At 40.8% G+C, this 18,712-nt stretch carries 16 protein-coding genes; 11 read left to right on the forward strand and 5 right to left on the reverse strand.

The window, feature by feature from the left end; all coding sequences use genetic code 11:
* Together ftsY and ilvA are read left to right on the forward strand one after the other, a co-directional pair.
* Complete coding sequence (gene ftsY, locus CLOSA_RS09720; RefSeq protein ID WP_013272589.1) at positions 1–942, forward strand: signal recognition particle-docking protein FtsY; 942 nt, start codon at positions 1–3, stop codon at positions 940–942.
* A gap of 3 nt (positions 943–945) precedes the next feature.
* The gene (gene ilvA, locus CLOSA_RS09725) at positions 946–2,169 is read left to right on the forward strand and encodes a threonine ammonia-lyase (RefSeq protein WP_013272590.1); all 1,224 of its coding nucleotides are present in this window, start codon (positions 946–948) and stop codon (positions 2,167–2,169) included.
* Between the two features lie 34 nt (positions 2,170–2,203).
* Here the strand turns inward: ilvA and CLOSA_RS09730 are convergent, their stop codons facing one another.
* The 3 genes from CLOSA_RS09730 to CLOSA_RS09740 are packed head-to-tail and all read right to left on the reverse strand — an operon-like array spanning position 2,204 to position 6,739.
* Positions 2,204–3,322 carry an anaerobic sulfatase maturase gene (locus CLOSA_RS09730; RefSeq protein ID WP_013272591.1) on the reverse strand — a complete coding sequence of 373 codons (1,119 nt, stop codon included), beginning with the start codon at positions 3,320–3,322 and terminating at the stop codon, positions 2,204–2,206.
* 4 nt (positions 3,323–3,326) lie between these two features.
* Positions 3,327–4,949 (reverse strand): response regulator transcription factor, encoded by a 1,623-nt coding sequence (locus tag CLOSA_RS09735; protein WP_013272592.1) that lies wholly within the window; start codon positions 4,947–4,949, stop codon positions 3,327–3,329.
* Positions 4,950–4,978: 29 nt separating this feature from the next.
* On the reverse strand, positions 4,979–6,739 hold the full coding sequence (locus tag CLOSA_RS09740; RefSeq protein WP_013272593.1) for a sensor histidine kinase: 1,761 nt from the start codon (positions 6,737–6,739) through the stop codon (positions 4,979–4,981).
* A 316-nt stretch (positions 6,740–7,055) separates the two neighbouring features.
* On the opposite strand from CLOSA_RS09740, the gene CLOSA_RS09745 reads away from it, so the two are divergent.
* From CLOSA_RS09745 to CLOSA_RS09770, 6 genes are all read left to right on the forward strand, one after another.
* Positions 7,056–8,408, forward strand: a complete 1,353-nt coding sequence (locus CLOSA_RS09745; protein WP_013272594.1) for an ABC transporter substrate-binding protein — start codon at positions 7,056–7,058, stop codon at positions 8,406–8,408.
* 94 nt (positions 8,409–8,502) lie between these two features.
* On the forward strand, positions 8,503–9,420 hold the full coding sequence (locus CLOSA_RS09750; RefSeq protein ID WP_013272595.1) for a carbohydrate ABC transporter permease: 918 nt from the start codon (positions 8,503–8,505) through the stop codon (positions 9,418–9,420).
* Positions 9,421–9,432: 12 nt separating this feature from the next.
* A complete protein-coding gene (locus CLOSA_RS09755) occupies positions 9,433–10,260 on the forward strand; it encodes a carbohydrate ABC transporter permease (protein ID WP_013272596.1) in 828 nt (275 codons plus the stop codon).
* 125 nt (positions 10,261–10,385) lie between these two features.
* The gene (locus CLOSA_RS09760; RefSeq protein WP_013272597.1) at positions 10,386–11,564 is read left to right on the forward strand and encodes a glycoside hydrolase family 88 protein; all 1,179 of its coding nucleotides are present in this window, start codon (positions 10,386–10,388) and stop codon (positions 11,562–11,564) included.
* A 30-nt stretch (positions 11,565–11,594) separates the two neighbouring features.
* On the forward strand, positions 11,595–12,983 hold the full coding sequence (locus CLOSA_RS09765) for a sulfatase family protein (protein WP_013272598.1): 1,389 nt from the start codon (positions 11,595–11,597) through the stop codon (positions 12,981–12,983).
* A gap of 177 nt (positions 12,984–13,160) precedes the next feature.
* Positions 13,161–13,529 carry a YkvA family protein gene (locus CLOSA_RS09770; protein ID WP_041709083.1) on the forward strand — a complete coding sequence of 123 codons (369 nt, stop codon included), beginning with the start codon at positions 13,161–13,163 and terminating at the stop codon, positions 13,527–13,529.
* Between the two features lie 71 nt (positions 13,530–13,600).
* On the opposite strand, the gene CLOSA_RS09775 is transcribed toward CLOSA_RS09770, so the two are convergent.
* On the reverse strand, positions 13,601–14,347 hold the full coding sequence (locus tag CLOSA_RS09775; protein ID WP_013272600.1) for a LytR/AlgR family response regulator transcription factor: 747 nt from the start codon (positions 14,345–14,347) through the stop codon (positions 13,601–13,603).
* Between the two features lie 11 nt (positions 14,348–14,358).
* Entirely contained in the window at positions 14,359–15,672 is a 1,314-nt protein-coding gene (locus CLOSA_RS09780; RefSeq protein WP_013272601.1) for a sensor histidine kinase, read from the reverse strand.
* A 180-nt stretch (positions 15,673–15,852) separates the two neighbouring features.
* On the opposite strand from CLOSA_RS09780, the gene CLOSA_RS09785 reads away from it, so the two are divergent.
* The 3 genes from CLOSA_RS09785 (at position 15,853) to CLOSA_RS09795 (ending at position 17,151) form a co-directional block, all read left to right on the forward strand.
* Positions 15,853–16,422 carry an accessory gene regulator B family protein gene (locus CLOSA_RS09785; RefSeq protein WP_013272602.1) on the forward strand — a complete coding sequence of 190 codons (570 nt, stop codon included), beginning with the start codon at positions 15,853–15,855 and terminating at the stop codon, positions 16,420–16,422.
* Positions 16,419–16,565 (forward strand): hypothetical protein, encoded by a 147-nt coding sequence (locus tag CLOSA_RS09790; RefSeq protein ID WP_013272603.1) that lies wholly within the window; start codon positions 16,419–16,421, stop codon positions 16,563–16,565. The genes CLOSA_RS09785 and CLOSA_RS09790 overlap by 4 nt, the downstream gene beginning before the upstream one ends.
* A 394-nt stretch (positions 16,566–16,959) precedes the next feature.
* Complete coding sequence (locus CLOSA_RS09795; protein WP_013272604.1) at positions 16,960–17,151, forward strand: hypothetical protein; 192 nt, start codon at positions 16,960–16,962, stop codon at positions 17,149–17,151.
* Positions 17,152–18,712 lie beyond the last annotated feature (1,561 nt).

An 18,712-nucleotide genomic window follows, 5' to 3' on the forward strand; every position in this document is an offset into this window, starting at 1 on the left:
ATGGGTGAGAAAAAGGGATTCTTTGGGAAGCTTGTTGCTGGATTGCAGAAGACAAGGGATAATATTATAGCAGGCGTTGATTCCATATTCAGCGGATTTTCAGCCATTGATGATGAGTTTTATGAGGAAATTGAAGAAATCCTGATCATGGGGGATCTTGGTATTCAGACCACCATGTCCATTATGGAGGAATTGAGAAAGAAGGTAAAGGAACAGAATATTAAGGATCCGCTGGAATGCAAGCAGCTTCTCATGGACAGCATCATGGAGCAGATGGATCTGGGGGAAAATGCCTATGAATTTGAAAAACAACGGTCTGTTCTTTTGGTGATCGGCGTAAATGGAGTGGGTAAGACCACATCAGTGGGCAAGCTGGCCGGTCAGATGAAGGATGACGGAAAAAAGGTCATTGTTGCAGCGGCTGATACTTTCCGGGCGGCAGCCATTGAACAGCTTAGTGAGTGGGCAAAGAGGGCAGGAGTGGACATCATTGCCCAACAGGAGGGCTCTGACCCTGCGGCAGTTGTTTTTGATGCAGTAGCTGCGGCAAAATCCAGACATGCGGACATTTTAATCTGTGATACAGCAGGACGCCTTCATAATAAGAAAAATCTGATGGAAGAGCTTAAGAAAATCAACCGGATCATTGATAAGGAATATCCGGAAGCCTATCGGGAAACCCTGGTAGTGCTGGATGGAACCACGGGACAGAACGCTCTGGTACAGGCAAAGCAGTTTATGGAGGTCGCCGATATTACCGGCATCATCCTGACAAAGCTAGACGGTACCGCGAAAGGGGGAATTGCGGTAGCTATCCAGTCAGAACTGGGGATTCCTGTCAAATACATTGGGGTAGGAGAGAAAATTGATGACCTGCAGAAATTCAATGCAAAAGAATTTGTAAGCGCATTGTTCCACGTAGAAGAGAAAGAAGAGGCGTAAAGTATGTTGACATTGGAAAAGTTTGAAGAAGCATCGGAAGTCGTTAGCAAGGTTATCCTGGAAACAAAGCTGGTATACAGTGAGTATTATTCCAACCAGACCGGCAATAAGGTATATTTCAAGCCTGAAAATATGCAGTATACCGGCGCTTACAAGGTGAGGGGAGCTTACTATAAGATCAGCACCCTTTCCCAGGAGGAAAAGGCAAAGGGCCTTATCACCGCCTCCGCAGGAAATCATGCCCAGGGTGTTGCCTATGCGGCAAAGCTGGCGGGAATTCCGGCTACAATCGTCATGCCTACCACCACACCCCTGATGAAGGTTAACCGTACCAAAGGCTATGGTGCAACCGTAATCCTGGAGGGAGATGTATTTGATGAGGCATGTGATTGTGCCAACAAGCTTGCAGCAGAAAAGGGACTGACCTTTGTCCATCCCTTTAATGATCTGGATGTAGCTGCCGGGCAGGGAACCATTGCCATGGAGATCGTGAAGGAGCTTCCTACGGTTGATTATATTTTGGTGCCAATCGGCGGCGGCGGCTTGTGCACCGGGGTTTCTGTTTTGGCAAAAATGCTGAATCCCAAGATCAAGGTTATCGGTGTGGAGCCGGCCGGTGCGAATTGCATGCAGGAATCCCTGCGTCAGGGAAAGGTGGTGGAATTGCCAAGTGTAAACACCATTGCCGATGGCACAGCAGTAAAATGCCCGGGAGACAAACTTTTCCCTTACATTCAGGAAAATGTAGATGAAATCATTACCATTGAAGATTCTGAGCTGATTGTAGCATTTCTGGATATGGTAGAAAATCATAAGATGATCGTTGAAAATTCCGGACTTTTGACAGTTGCAGCTTTAAAGCATATGAATGTGGAAAATAAAAAGGTGGTTTCCATATTAAGCGGAGGAAATATGGATGTGATCACCATGGCCTCCATCGTCCAGCATGGTCTGATTCAGAGAGACCGTATCTTTACCGTATCCATTCTTCTCCCGGATAAGCCAGGTGAGCTTGCAAAGGTATCTGCTCTCCTTGCAAAAGAACAGGGAAATGTCATCCGCCTGGAACACAACCAGTTTATCAGCATCAACCGGAATGCAGCGGTGGAGCTTCGCATCACACTGGAGGCATTTGGAACCGAGCATAAGAATGCCATTATGGCTGCGCTTACGGCGGCGGGCTACCGGCCAAAGCTGGTAAAATCAAAAGGAACTTATGGGGATTAGATTTATGGAATTGGATGAAAAAAAGGGGTAGAATCTACCCCTTTTTTTTCATCCAGTATGCTGCCTGTTTAAGCCTTGGAAGACAGTGGTCAAAAAAAATCTGATAGGATTTACAGAAATAATTGAGGTTATCCTCTTCCCGGGACATAACCCGGTGGCGGTAGCAGCCGCCCCTGCAGACAGGAAAGTAGGAACAGGCCTGACATTGTTCGTTTGGTGCTTTTTGGGGAGAAAGAAAGCCGGTTTCCATTCTCCTTTTATTTATTTCATCAAAACCGGTATTGTTTAAATTGCCTAGCTTATATTCATCCAGAACGAAAAAGTCACAGGGGTATACCTCTCCATCGGCTTCGATAACGTTTTGGATGCTGCAAAAGCCGTTCATGTCACAGGATTCCGCTTTACCAGTCAGTAAAAGGGAGAGGTAATTGTAAAACTGCCGGATGTAAATCTCCCTCCCTGCGCTTAGATCTTCATACCACAAGTCAAACAGTTCCCACAGGAATTGCCCGTATGATTCCGGTGTCAGAGAATATTCCATAGTTCCTGATGGAGTTTCCAAAGGATCCAGACAGGGAATAAACTGAAGATAATGAAAGCCCATTTTCTTATAATACTGGTATATTTTTCTAATGGAAGCAGCAGTTTTCCGGTTCACCACAGTAAGGATGTTATATTCCACATCAAACTGGTTGAAGCTGTCCACTGTTTTCATGACATTTAAAAATGTGCCGCTGCCGTCTCCGCCTGTCCGGTAAGCATCATGGGTATGTATGGTCCCATCCACGGAGATTCCCACCAGAAAATGCTCTCTTGCGAAAAATTCCGCCCATTCAGGGGCTAAGCCATAGCCGTTAGTCTGAATGGCGAAGTGTATTTCCAGATTTTTCTTATTATATTCCCTTGCTAGTTTTACGGCCTGTTCAAAAAAGGGAAGGCCGGCCAGTGTGGGCTCGCCTCCCTGAAAGGCAATGGTACAGGCGGTATCTCCATGGTCTAGGGCCTTTTTCAGGACGTTTTTTAATGTTTCCTCTGACATGAAGCCATAAGAGCCTTGCTTTCTTTTTTCTGTAATATCATGGTAAAAGCAATATCGGCATCTTAAGTTGCACATGCCGGAGGCTGGTTTTATTAAAAGATTAACTGGAGGCATGGGTTTATCTCCCTTCATCTGTGGTTGGATAGATGATCCGGTTTTCGTGCTCCCTTGGTGATATGCCAGTAACCTTTTTAAATACCTTGCTGAAATAATAGGGGTTATCAAAGCCAAGCTTATCTGAGATTTCATACATCAGGTACTGGTGGGTATCAATAAGCTCCATGGCATGCTGTATTTTCACCTGTGCAATATAATCGGAAAGGGTAGTGCCTGTCAGCTTCTTAAACGTATTGCTTAAATGGCCGGAGCTGATGTTTAAAGCTTCCGCAACATCAGCCAGGGTCAGTTTTTCCATATAGTGTTCATTGATATAGCATCTGGCAAAGTCCACCAGCTTATCCGAACGGGTGGATTTCCGGTCATTTAAGAGCCTGCAAAGCTTTTGGCAGAAACTTCGCAGCCATTCCAGAATGTCTTCCAGGCTGTTGAAATGATTCAGCTGTCCGGCAATGTTGATGGTATAAGGAAAAATATCCTGATAGCTGTCATCCCCGGTTTCAAAAAATGAATACAGATAGGTGTATATGTTAATGCAGGCACTGGTGGCCTGTTCCTTATGAGGCTTGTTTTCCCGGAACAGGGTGATAATGTCCTCAAAGATGGAAGCCAGCTTTTCGCTGTCGTTTTGACTGATAAAAGCGGCCAGCTCCTTTTTAAATACATTGATGTTGAATTTTTTGGCTTGGCTGATATGAGAGGCCTGTCCTTCATAAAATACCACCTGTGTGGAAGAATCAAAGTAATAGAATTCCAGTGCTGTTAAGGCTTCGGAGAAAGCCTGGGGAAGCTCTGCAATCTTTTCTTTCCCCCTGCTGACCCCATAAACGGCGGATAACTCGAAATAGGTTTTTAATGCAACGCTGAACTTCTGGCAGAAATCCTTTATAATGCTTTGAGAAAAGGATTCCCCTTTTAAAGATGCTGTGATGAGAAAGGTATCCTGCCGGTATTCCAGAATCGTATAATGAAAGAAAAACCTAGCTGCGATCCCGCCCAGTATGTCAATAAGCTGTCTGCTGACGGAATGCAGGTCATAGCTTTCGCCGCCTGCTTCAAAATCTATATGAATGGGATTTAAGGAAAACAGGATGACAAAGGGAGCCGGATACTGCTCCTCCAGTTCTGCCGGAATTTCAGAAACTTCCTCATGGGAAAGAAACAGGCGGCGAAAGATGGTCTTTGCTAAGTCTTCCTGGTTGCTTCTAAGATGCCTGTCCGCAATTCGATGCTGTTTATTGACCTGCAGTTCATAGGCTTCCTTTGCCCGCTCCAAAGCAGTTACAAGAGCTTCTTCATTCAAATCAATTTTTACCAGATAGTCGGAGGCACCCAATGAAAGAGCTTTTTTAACCAGATGGAATTCCTCCAGGTTGGTTAATACGATAAATGCAAAATTGCAGCCGCTTTCCTTGCATTTTTCTACCAGATCCAGTCCGCTTAACACTGGCATACGGATATCCGTTATGACAATATCCGGTTGAAGATCCATGATCATGTCATAAGCGGAAGGGCCGTTGGTTGCCTTTCCGATAATGGTACATTCATAGTTTTCCCATATGATCAGGGAAGCGATACCGGCCAGGATTAGCGGCTCATCGTCTATAATAATAATTCGGTACATATTGTCTTAATACCCCTTTGTCAGCCCGTTTAAAATTCCAGAGGAAGGGCAATGGTAATCAATGTATATTGGTCTAATTTGCTTTCCAGCTTTAATCCGTATTCTTCGCCGTAAACCAGCTTTAACCTTCGGTCCACGTTGGGAAGCCCGATACCGCTCATGTTGCTTTTTGTGACGCGGGAGGTATCTGTCAGCAGAGTTTCAATGTTCTCCGGAGAAATGCCGATGCCGTTGTCTCTTACAGTAATATAAAGGACTCCCTTTTCCGCATAAACATGGATCTTTATAAGTCCATTTCTTCCGCTTGGCTCGATCCCGTTAAAGATGGCGTTTTCCACTAAGGGCTGAAGGGTCAGCTTTACAATTTTTGCATCATAAAGAATTTCCTGGTCAACCTCAGTGGTTACATCAAAGAGTTCAATATATCGGATCTTCTCTATAATAACATAATTCTGCAAAAAATCCAATTCCTGGCGGAGTGTCACTTTTTCATTAAAGCCCTTTGCCATATTTTTTAACAGAGAGGACAGGGCAGTGACTACCTGGACGATTCCGCTGTTTTTCTGCATGGTTGCGATCCATTTTATGGAATCCAGGGTATTGTATAGAAAATGCGGATTGATCTGTGCCTGAAGCATTTTGATTTCCAGATCCCGTTTTTCTTTTTCGCTTTTTACTCTGGTTTCCAGAAGGTCGGAGATCCGGTTGGACATCTGATTGATCTGTTTTCCTATGCTTCCGATCTCGTCGTCTGTCTCTATGGAACAGTCAGGATCGAAATTTCCCCTGGATATGAATTCCAGACGTTTTTTCAAGCGGCCGATGGGAGCACTTAACTGGCGGGATATAAACCAGGAGAGAGTCAGGCCGATGGCAAAGCAGAAAAAGAATATGAGGGCAATGGTACCGCCGATCACCCCGTGATCCAGGTTTAAATCTGAAATCGGAAGAATCTGAAAGAAGATCAGTCCGCTGACAGCTTGCCTCTGATAGGCAATGATGCATTCTTTTCCATTCAGCCAGGTGCGGAAATTACCCTGAGGATTTTTAAGGTCTTTCAAAGTGATCAACAGATCAGAAACATCAAAAGAATCCCCATTTACAGAAGAAATAATACTTCCATCTAAAGTGGCTGCATAAAGGACCTGCCCATCCCCCATGCTTTTTAAGGTATCGGAAAACAGGCGGGGAGAAATAGCCAGAAAAATCCAGGCATCTTCTGGACTGCTGCCGGAGCCGTATTTTAAAGGCCTTAAAAGAGGAAGCAGCTTTGGGGTGTAATTTGTGGGAGAAAAAGGGTTGTCCTCCAGGGAAAGGAGATACTGGGTATTCTCTCTGGAAATCAGAGTATGAAACCAGGGCGCATTTTGAATATCTCTGACATCCCGGGTGGAGCCGTAGGCATTCCCTGCCTGCAGGACTTCTCCATTATTAAAAAGCGTTATTTTGTAAATATACTTGCTGTATCCGGAAATTGCGCAAAAATCCTTCAGTACATTGGAGGCGTACAGCTTGATATAGGCGGATTCCCAGTTATCTGACCGGCTTAAGGAGGGAGCGTAAAACAAAGACTTTCTTTCGGAACAGGTTACAACGATGTTGACCATTTCCTCATAGGCCACTTCCATCCGGTCTGACAAAATCTGGACGCGGTTGACCGAATTTTCCGTTTCGTTCTTAATTGCATCCTTATAATAAGAGTGATAATTATAAAAGCTTACGGCACAGGCGATGCTGATCACCATCAGGAGGTTATATAGAAGAAATTTATACTGGAATGTACGGGGCATGACATGGATCCTTTCTGAGCCCGTGAACAGTCATCAAAGTTATGCAAGCTTGCTCTTGGTTTGCTGCCTTCACGAGAATAAATTCAGTAATATCATATCCTTTCTTGTGCAGAAATTCAATGAAATAGAAATTAATCTTAAAAAAATATAAAAATCTGAATAAATTATATGTTTGTGTATTTAAAAACCTGGGAAGCGTAAAAAAAATAATAGAATTATGCAAATCGTTTATTCCGATACAGACTGAAATCTGGTATCTTTATATCATAAAGAACACATACGCGCGTAGTTCTAAAAAAAGGGAGGTTTCAAATCAATGAGATTAAAACGGGTTTTAGCTATTGTTTTAGCAGCTGGTATGGCTTGCGCATCTCTTACAGCATGCGGCAGCAAGACTGCAGAAAGCAGTGCTGCAGATACATCTGGAGCAACAACTGCTGCAGATACAACAAAGGCAGACGATAAAAAAGAAGGCTCAGGTGAGAAGAAGGTTCTTTCCGTTACCACATGGGACTATGATTCATCACCTCAGTTCCAGGCAGTCGTTGACGCTTATATGAAAGAGAATCCAAATGTAGAGATCAAGGTTATTGACACATCGGCCGATGAGTATAACAATTCCTTGGGAATCAGCTTATCTGCTGCACAGCCGGATCCGGATATCATCTGGGTAAAGGACATGGGCTCCATGCTTCAGATGGCAGATAAGAAGCAGCTTCTTCCTCTGGATGATTTCATGAAGAAGGACAGCTTTGATACATCTGTTTACAACGGTGCGGCTGAACAGCTTCAGTACAATGGAGTTACCTATGGACTTCCATATCGTTCCGACTGGTATGTTCTGTATTATAATAAGGATCTTTTTGATGCCGCAGGCGTTGCTTATCCTTCCAATGACATGACCTGGGATGAGTATAATGAACTGGCAGCTAAGATGACCTCTGGAGAAGGCAGCTCAAAGGTATATGGAGGACATAATCATACCTGGCAGGCGCTTGTAACAAACTGGGCCGTACAGGATGGCAAGCACACAGTTGTTGATAAGGATTATTCCTTCTTAAAGCCATGGTATGAATCAGCTCTTTCCTTACAGGATAATGGATATATTCAGGATTACTCTACTTTAAAGACAGCAAATATCCATTACTCTTCCGTATTTAAAAATCAGCAGTGCGCTATGATGCCTATGGGAACCTGGTTTATTTCAACCATGATCCAGTCCCGTGCATCAGATGAAACATCCTTTAACTGGGGCATTGCAAGGATTCCTCATCCGGCTGATACAGAAACCGGTTATACGGTAGGAGCTCTTACACCCCTTGGTATCAGTGCTTACACTGATGAACCTGACTTATCCTGGGATTTCGTGAAGTTCGCAACCAGCAAAGAGGCAGCAAATATCCTGGCTGAACAGGGCGTATTTACCGGTATCCAGACAGAGGAATCCTTAAAGACCATCGCTTCCGCACAGTTTTTCCCGGAAGGAGAGTCAAATATTGAAGCACTGTCTTATACCCATTACTCATTTGACCGTCCTTTAGATCCACAGATCGAAGAGATTCGTAAAGTACTGGATGAAGTTCATGAAATGATCATGATTAAGCAGTATACCGTTGATCAGGGGATTGAAGAACTGAACAAACGAGTTGCGGAAATCAAAGGCTGGTAAAATATAATTGATTGCCCGGAGAGCGCCTTTTCTAAAAACACAGCAAGGCGCTCTTTTTGTGGCAAAAAGCAGGTGAAAAGGAGGTAAATCCTGTATGAAGGAAGTTAAAAAGACACTGACGTCACATCAGAAGAAGGCAATCCGAAGTAACCTGATCGGTTATTCCTTTATTCTGCCCAATTTAATCGGGTACGCAATTTTCGTATTCATTCCCGTGATCTTTTCTTTTATTTTAAGTGTTATGAAGTGGGATGGCTCTCAGGCTCCCATGGAGTTCGTAGGATTACAAAATTTTGCTCAGATTTTTAGTGACAGGATATTTGTTCAATCGTTTGTTCACACCATTCAATATGCACTGCTTACGGTATTCCCGACCTTGGTGTTTGCACTTTTACTGGCAGTTCTCTTGAATCATAAACTGAAGGGAATCGCAATTTTCCGTACTGCGCTGTATTTCCCATACATTGCTTCTATTGTAGCAGTTGGTGCAGTGTGGAATATGCTGTTTCAGCCGGATTTTGGACCAATCAATGAATTTTTAAAATTCATCGGAATTTCCAAGCCCCCCAGATGGGTCGTTGATGTGAAATGGGCTATGGTGGCCATTTCCGTGGTAAGTATATGGAAATATATGGGATACTATATGATCGTGTATCTGGCAGCCCTTCAGGGAATCTCTGGTTCTCTTTATGAAGCTGCAGGTATTGACGGGGCCAACGGGTTTCAGAAGCTTCGGTACATTACCATTCCCATGCTGACACCAACCACATTCTTCGTTTTGATCATGCTGACCATCCAGTGCTTTAAGGTATTTGACCTTGTATATGTAATGACAGGCGGAGGTCCGGGCAATGCCACCAAAACTCTGGTCAATTATATTTATGAAAAAGCATTTACCACATGGCAGTTCGGACCGGCAAGCGCGGGAGCTATTGTTCTGTTTTCCGTAGTACTTGTGATCACCCTGATCCAGTTTGCAGGTGAAAAGAAGTGGTCTAAGGATTTGATGTAAGGAGGGAAAGCGATGAGAACAAAAACAAAGGATTTAAAGATACTTCTGTATCTGGGATTGATTGCTTTATCCCTTTTCATGCTGGTGCCCTTTTACTGGATGGTAATTTCTTCTTTAAAGCTTAATAAAGATGTATTTTCCATACCAATGAAATGGTGGCCGGATACGATGCATTGGGAGAACTACAAGATCATCTGGAAGAAGCTGCCACTAGTGACCTTCTTTTTCAATACCGCCAAGCTGACGGTCATCACGACCATTATTCAGTTGTGCACCAGCTGTTTTGCTGCTTACGGTTTCACAAAGACGCGTTTTAAAGGCAGGGATTTCATCTTCCTTATGTATGTTACCACCATAGCCGTTCCATGGCAGGTATACATGGTTCCCCAGTTTATTCTGGTTTCCAAGCTTGGCCTTAACGACACTCATTTAGGACTGATCCTGATGCAGGCCTTTTCCGCATTCGGCGTGTTTTTGATCCGTCAGTTTTATATCAGTATCCCGGATGAATTATGTGAAGCAGCCAGGATCGATGGATTAAATGAGTACGGAATATTTGGAAAAATCGTGTTTCCTCTTGGTAAGCCTGCAATGGCAACATTGACCATCTTTACGTTCACCAATGTATGGAATGATTTCATGGGACCATTGATCTACTTAAAGACTAAGGAATTAAAAACGATCCAGTTGGGTATCCGGATGTTTATATCCCAGTTCGGAGCGGATTACGCATGGATCATGGCTGCTTCTGTTTGTTCCCTGATCCCGGTCATTATTGTGTTTTTAAGCTGCCAGAAGTTCTTTGTTGAGGGCGTTGCAGCCAGTGGAATCAAGGGTTAACCGGAAACAGAAAGGAATACCTGCAGGAATACCTTGATGTCCCCAATATGGACATAGGAGGAAATACCCTGGGGGTAAGCCGATATGTTCTGAAATATGGACAATAGTAGGAAAGGGGATGCATTATGGCACAGACATTGGAACAAATAAAAACCTATCCTGGAATGGAAGAGAGTATGGTACAACAGGCTCTTGATGATGCGGTAGCGATTGTTAAAAAAAACCTTACGAAATTTACAGATAAATTCCAGTCTTCCAACAGTTTCGGCGGATTTTATGAGGAAACAGAAAATGTGGAATGGACGACAGGATTTTGGACAGGAGTGATCTGGCTGGCATACGAGCATACCGGTGATGAAGCATTCCGGAAAGCCGCAGAAGTACAGGTGGAAAGTTTCCTTAACAGAATTGAAAATAAAATTGATGTAAACCACCATGACATGGGATTTTTATACAGCTTGTCCTGCGTAGCGGCCTATAAGCTGACCGGCAATGAACATGCGAAAAAAGCGGCTCTTCTGGCAGCGGATCATTTGGCAGAACGTTACAGAGAAAAAGGCAGATTTCTCCAGGCGTGGGGAAATCCTGGCGAACCCAAGGAATACCGTCTGATTATTGACTGCCTGTTAAACCTTCCTCTGCTTTACTGGGCAACGGAAGTGACGGGGGATCCTTCTTATGAAGAAAAGGCTGAGAACCACATAAAAACCGCCATGAAATGCATTCTGCGGCCGGATCATTCCACTTACCATACCCATTTCTTTGATGTGGAAACAGGGGACCCGACTTATGGTGTTACCCATCAGGGGAACCGCAATGGTTCTGCGTGGGCCAGAGGCCAGGCATGGGGCATTTACGGCGTCGCTTTAAGCTATCGGTATTTAAAAAATACAGAATACATGGATCTGTTTTGCAGCATAACTGATTATTTTATCAAACACCTTCCGGAAGATCTTGTTCCTTACTGGGATTTTGACTTTGATACGGGTAGTACAGAGCCGAGAGATTCTTCTGCTTCTGCCATTGCTGTATGCGGTATCCTGGAAATGGCAAAATATCTGGATAAAGATAAGGCTATGGTATACTTAGATGCAGCCGACCGGATGTTGCGGGCCCTGGTGGATCATTGCGCCAACAAGAATTATCAAAAATCCAATGGATTGCTGCTCCACGGTACCTATGCCAGGGATTCCAAAGAAAATACCTGTACCAACCGGGGAGTAGATGAGTGCAATACCTGGGGCGATTATTTTTACATGGAAGCGCTTACCAGGCTTTCCGGGGACTGGGAGCTGTACTGGTAGGATCTGCTGAAAAAATAAGGAGAAAAAAGAATGAAAACGAATCTGCTGTATGTTTTTGCTGACCAGTGGCGTTATCACGCCATGGGATTTATGAACATGGATCAGGTGGTGACTCCAAACATTGACTCCTTTGCCCAGGAGAGCATGAGATTTACCAATGCTTACAGTACGTACCCCTTATGTTCTCCTCACAGAGCTTCCCTTATGACAGGGAAATATCCTTTCCGCGCTGGAATGTGGACCAATTGCAAAATAGGATTGGAAGAGAAGGTCATGCTAAGGCCCCAGGAGGTATGTATCGGAGATATACTGAAAACCGAAGGCTATCTTACGGGTTATATTGGAAAATGGCATTTGGATGCATCAGAGCTTAACTTCACATCCAGTCCGAAATCAGGGGCAAAAGACTGGGATGCTTATACTCCTCCTGGAGAAAGAAGGCATGGATTTGATTACTGGCTGTCCTATGGAGCCTGGGATGATCACTTGGATCCCCATTACTGGCAGGATGATGAAAGGCAGATAAAGCCCGGAAAATGGTCTGCGGAATTTGAGACAGATAAGGCCATTGAATATATGGAATCAAGGAAAGATGAGGATCAGCCTTTTGCCCTGTTCCTATCCTATAATCCCCCCCATCTTCCATATGAGCTGGTACCTGACCGGTATTATGAGAAGTTTAAGGATTTGGAAATTCAATACCGGGAAAACGTGCCGGAAGAAATGCGGCAAAAAGGAGGGCTTCTAGAAACTCAGACAAGGCAATATTATGCTGCAGTTTACGGAATCGATGAGCAGTTTGGAAGGGTCCTCCAATATTTAAAAGATCATAACATGGAGGAGAATACCATTGTCATCCTGTCTGCGGACCATGGAGAAATGCTTGGTTCCCACGGGCTGATGAGTAAAAATATCTGGTATGAGGAATCCGTTCATATTCCACTTATGATCCGCCAGAAAGGGAGAATTAAGGCAGTAGAAAATAACAGTATATTTGCAAGCCCGGACCATATGCCAACCATTCTGGAGCTTCTAGAAATTCCTGTTCCCAAAACCTGCGAGGGCTATGGCCATTCCAGGGGGATGTTCGGAACGGATGAAAATGAGCCAACGAATATGCTGATCTGTTCCTATCCGGGAAGTGCGGATATGGTAAAGGCATTTTCTGACAAAGGCCTCAGCCATAAGGCTTATGGATGGAGAGGCATCAAAGACAAGCGATTTACCTATGTCATTTTCAACGGTTATGCTCCGGGAGAAGGGCAAATGGAATATCTTTATGATAATATAGCAGATCCTTATCAGCTTCATCCGGAAATCTTGGAGCCGGATTGCCAAAGAGCAGAGGTTTTAGCATACAGGGAAGCCCTTAAAAATTACCTCCTTCAGACGGAAGATCCGTTTTTATGGAATCGGTAGAAAAAAATGGAATAAGAGGATGCCAAATAACTTATCCCAGTCTCGGACTTCATGCCAAGTTAATTTATTTGATAGCACTTAATATTATCTTAGGAATATTAAGTGCTATATTTTTATGGCTGCATTTGCTATAATGAGTCTGCATTAATAAAACAGGGATTGAACGAGGTAGATGACATGAGTCTAAAAGAAAGAGCGAACCAATTAATAACAGATATACCTGCTATATTTTTATGTCTGAAAAGCAGGGATACTCCACTGGCAGCTAAAATACTGGCCGGGATAACGGTCGTCTATGCTCTATCTCCTGTTGATTTGATTCCAGATTTCATTCCGGTACTGGGTTATTTAGATGATGTCATCCTGTTGCCTGTGCTCATAGCACTGACCGTGAAGCTCATACCCCAAAAGCTTTTTCAACAATTTAAAAAGGAAGCAAAGGGAATGTGGGAAAATGGAAAAGTGAAGTACTGGTATTATGCAATTCCCATTGTGGCAATATGGCTGTTAATTCTTTGGTTCTTTGTAAAAGCAATTATTTTTTAAACATTCAGGGTTTCATCAATGCATTAAATTATAATGGGAGGCAGCCGAATAACTCGGCTGCCTCCTGGTAATTATGGATGAATGTTATTTAAAGCCTTCTGTACTTTTCCCATCATACGTATGGATACAGAGTAGGTTTCCCTGTTATTCATGAGAAGCAAAGCGCTTTCCCTGGAATATTTTGTTACGTGCTTCAGATTTATAATGGTGGAACGGTTGCATTGGCAAAAGTTAGAATTCAGGGTCGTATGGTATTCCTTCAGCGAGCCTGAAATTTGCCGGACTCCATTTCTGGTGTGAACTGTAAGCTTATGAGAATCGTCACCAGTTGTGATTGCCACAATGTCATTTTGATCCAGGACTAGGGAATCTTTATCAACTTTAATGGATAAGAGCCGGTTGGAAGCATCAAGCTGTACTTTGTAATTTCTTTCCGCATTTCGAATACAGGAGCAGATTTGTTCCGGCAAGGTCTCTGCATCATCTTTAGTTATAAAATCCATTGCCTCCACCTTATAGCGGAAGGTCAGAACGGCCATTTCACTGTGTGTTGTTACAAAAACAACATAACCGCGTGGATCATATTTGCGAATTTCCTGAGCTAGTTCAATTCCATTTTTATTTGACTGTAAGTCAATGTCCAGAAAATAAAGTCCGGTAGTACCGGAACGCCTCCGCATGGAAAGCAATTCTTCCGGTTTTGAAGTCGCACAGTAAAGCTTGGTTTCTGTTGGGTTCATTAATAAATATTTACTTATGATGTCTTCCCAGCGGTTTAGTTGTCTTGTATCATCTTCACATAAGTAGATATGGATCATTTTTGTACTCCTTATGAACCATTATGTATTAGGATTAATTCCTGTGTGAAATAAGGTTCTTCATATGTGGTATTCCAAATGGCATTTTCATAGCTTTTTAAAATTACATCTACATTAAAGAGACCAATACCTCTATTTTCTCCTTTTGTAGAAATATCATGGCTTCGAAGTTCTGATATGGCATAGGTTGGTGGCAGAGCGGTATTTTGTATAATAAGATAGAGATCCCTCCCTTTGTAAAACATACAGAAACGTACTTCTTTTTCTTCTGTTTCCATGGCAGCTTCCATGGCATTATCTAAAAATATTCCTAAGATCCGGGAAAGATCCAGACAATCCATGTTTAAAGCATTTATTGGTTCAGTAAGTTCTATTTCCGCTTTGATACCTATCTCCATCATGTAGACGAATTTGGAGGAGAGTAAGCTTTTTAACGCGGTATTCTTTATATTGGAGAGATTTCCTAACTTGGTATCTGATTCTGTAAAAGCACGGCTGATGGGGAGGATTCTTTCTCCATAATATTCCTTTAGTCCATCCATATCATTTTCTTTCAGAAATCCTGACATAGTAATAAGTATGTTCATGTAATCGTGCTTGAATTTACGCATAATGCCGTAAGACTTTTCTAGACGCTTCGTGTAGACACGAAGATTTTCAAATTGTGCCATGCGGTGCTTATAAGCCTGTTCTCCCATGGTAACTTTATAAACGGAATACATGAGAAAGACCGTGATTAAGAACAATAATAGAAAAATAATTCCATTTATTGCGATGACTCCATAATTATAACCAAGGCGTTCCCCATATGAAAAATTAAAAATATAAAAGAACACCAACAGAAAAAGATCAATAAAAATAGCTTTCAGCAGATGATTGTTGGTTAAATATTTTGCTATATTTAATTTTTTATGAAAATAATAGCCAATAAGCTTGGTTGTAGTTCCGCAGAACATACAGTAAACGCATGAAAAGGTAACGAGTAACAAATGGTGAGTTAGTAAAGCTTCCATATCCATTTTAAAAATGAAACCAGCTATCCACATAAACAGGTAATTAAATGTGATTGTATAAAGATATCCAAATAAATAGCAGGATAGACTTAAATACTGATTATTAGTAAAAAAGTAGATTAAAAGTATGATTCCTAAAAAAGTAATAAATGTACTGGCCTGTCCAAATATTCGATTAAAAAGAAAAATGGTACTAAAGGCATATAAAAATATAATAACTCGTTTAAGAATTGTCAACTTATTAGGAAGCAAATGTACACAAAAAAAGTAAACACATAAGGCTCCTGTAAGTGTATAAATAAAATAAATCATGATATATCTCCTCGCCAGTAGATGTATGAATATATTTTACATTGTTGTAATTAGAAAGTAAAGGAAATTGTATAAAAAGTAGGTTCATTTTACGCTTAGGAAGAAAAATACAACGGAAATTGAAAAAATATACTGCTGATCAAAGGATATGGTAATATATGGTCAAATGGTGGTGATAAAATGAGTATTACAAGAATTGCTGTTGGTTTTTGCGGCTGGTTGAACAAGATTAGCCCTAGAAGTCAAGAAGAGAATAAAGTAATTCAATATGGAATGGAATTGTTGCTGGATAATGTTATTAAACTTATCGTTATTTCGCTTATTGGAATTTTCTTAGGAAAAGGCTTAGAGACCTTTGTGGTGTTAGCTGCATTTTGCGGCTTAAGGTTACAGGCTGGCGGTATTCATGCTAAAACAGGTTTTGGTTGTGGATTTAGTATGCTAGTAGTTTGGGCAATATCTATTTTAGGTGATATGTTCTTTGGTATAAGAGCTTCCTTCTTACCGTATATTTATGCTGTTTCAGTTTTAGTCATTCTTTGCTGTGCTCCGCGGTCAATAAATATTGAGCACTTTAGTGTGCATGATAAATTAAAGAAGAAAATATATTCAATTACTATTTTGACCTTAATTATGACGATTGCCTTTTTAAATCCGTCTTTTAGAGAGCTACTTGTATACCCGGTTTCTTTGGAAGTCTTAACATTACTTCCTAAAAATAAAATAAATGTAGAAAGAGAGAACGAATGATGAAAAAGATGGCAGTAGAAGAATTGCAGAAAATGTTAGTAAAGGTATCCCTTAATTCCGTAGGGAAGAGTATTCCGGCCGCAATCTATGAAAGAAAAATTCCGGATGCAGTGTTAAAGATGCATAATGAGAATGCTAAATAAGAGATTGATTAGGAAAATATTTTTGTTAATTAACTCAAGTACAAAAAGTCCGGTATGAGTTATATAATGATAATGTAATCATTATAGATAGAAAAAGCGATGCTATGACAAAGAATATTATACATAAAAATTTTTTGTAGGATTTTCTTGTTCAATTAGTTGGAATGTGTATGATATGATTACTGCAGTAACAAGGGGGAAACTTTTGTCTGTTTTATTAAGATTCCTATTAACAAGTTAAACATGGAATTTGGCTTCGTACAGAAGTTTTATGATACTCAGTAAAATAAGGTATAAATGATTACTGCCCTTTGAGCTAATTTCAAAGGGCAGTTAGTCAATATAGGAGCTATTTGCATGGAATATGTTTGGGATAAGATAGGAGAAAAGTCAGATGATAAAGAAACTATATCAAAGAATTTTAATACTGGATTATAATATAGCAGATGTATTTGTGCATAAGAATATCATGTCAAAGCGCAGAAAAAGAAAGATTATTCCAGATGAATATTTTATTGATGTGACAGCCACCATACCGGAAAGAAAAGTTGTAGTAGAAAATATTATATTTAATCAATGTGAGTAACTGATTAAATAATTAAAAACAATGTCATATAAGGCTGAATATTATATTAAATATTAGAATCACTGTAATTATTTGTTCAGCCCCCTAATTTAAAAAATGTTTCGGAGTATTAATAATTACGTACCGAAATGCGTTGTATGGAGGAGTGGAATCTAATTTGTGCCTTTGGAAATAATGGCTTCTTTTTGGTAAGATTAAAGATATGAAAATTCTTATCGAAAAGAAGTCTTTTTATTGCAGTTGCTAAAGGGCAAATTAAACAGATTTTTTGAGTGCAAAATGATGATTAAAAGAAATGCTAAACGTATAATTGCGGAAAAACGCACCTCGTAAGAATATGCATCTTTCCAGACTTTGTTGAAATGACAACTATTGGAAAGAACCTATTTTGCGCTTAAGATTTTATAGACTGAATACATAAGAAACACTGTTATAAGAAATAGCATCAGGAAAATAATCCCATTTAATGCAATAACATCATGAGTATAGCCAAGGCGTTCTCCATATGAAAAGTTAAATATACAAAAAAATACTAGCAATAGAAGATAAACAAAAATAGTTTTTAATAAATCGCGATTAGTTAAGTACTTAGCAATATTTAACTTTTTATGTATGTAATAAGCAATTAATTTAAGAGAGGTTCCGCAAAACATGCAATAAATGCAAGAAAAAATTATAAGAAGCAAATTACGTGTAATAAGTGCCTCTATATCTATTTTAAAGATGAAACCAACCAACAATAAAAACAGATAGTTAAATGTAATTGCATAAAGATAGCCAAATAAATAACAGGATAGACTTAAGTAACGATTATCTGTAAAAAAATATATCAAGAGTATGTTTCCCCCAAAGGTGATAAATGTACTGGCCTGTCCATAGATTCGGCCAAAAAGAAAAAAAATGATAAAAGTGTATGAAAATACAACAAGTTGTTTAATAAATGTCAACTTATCGGGAAGTAAATATATACAAAAAAAATAATGACATATGGCTCCTGTAAAAGTATAAATAAAATAAGTCATGATGTATCTCCTCGCCAGTAGATATATGTATACATTTTACATTATTGTTAATGGAAAGTAAAGGAAATTGTATGAAAAGAATGTGCATTTTGCCCATAGATATAAAAATGTCACGAATATTGTATGAATATTTTGTTCTCGTTAAAAGATGGTGATATGTGGTTAAATGGTGGTGATAAAATGAGGGAGCAGATTGGGTCTCTGGTCTGCAAGTATTGCCTGTGCCGTTAACCAGAATAATCAAATAACATTCCGCCTATCTTTCCATGAAATGCAGGGAATCAAACAGGTACGTACTATTAGCGTCGGACTTCCTCCGGCGCTTTTTATGATGGTTCGTGACCCGGTTGAGTACGAAAAACGTACGAAACATGAACTACCCGCTATGCGGTCAATGTCAACTTAAGCAAATATCTAATAAAATTCATTAGCACAGAACACTTGACAAAATAATCAAAATGTTGACTAGCATGATTGCCGAATTTGAATGCAAGGTGCTTTTATGAATTCCCGTCTGGTTTTATTCTTCAATCCACTCA

This window comes from [Clostridium] saccharolyticum WM1 (genome assembly GCF_000144625.1).
Taxonomy (GTDB): domain Bacteria; phylum Bacillota; class Clostridia; order Lachnospirales; family Lachnospiraceae; genus Lacrimispora; species Lacrimispora saccharolytica.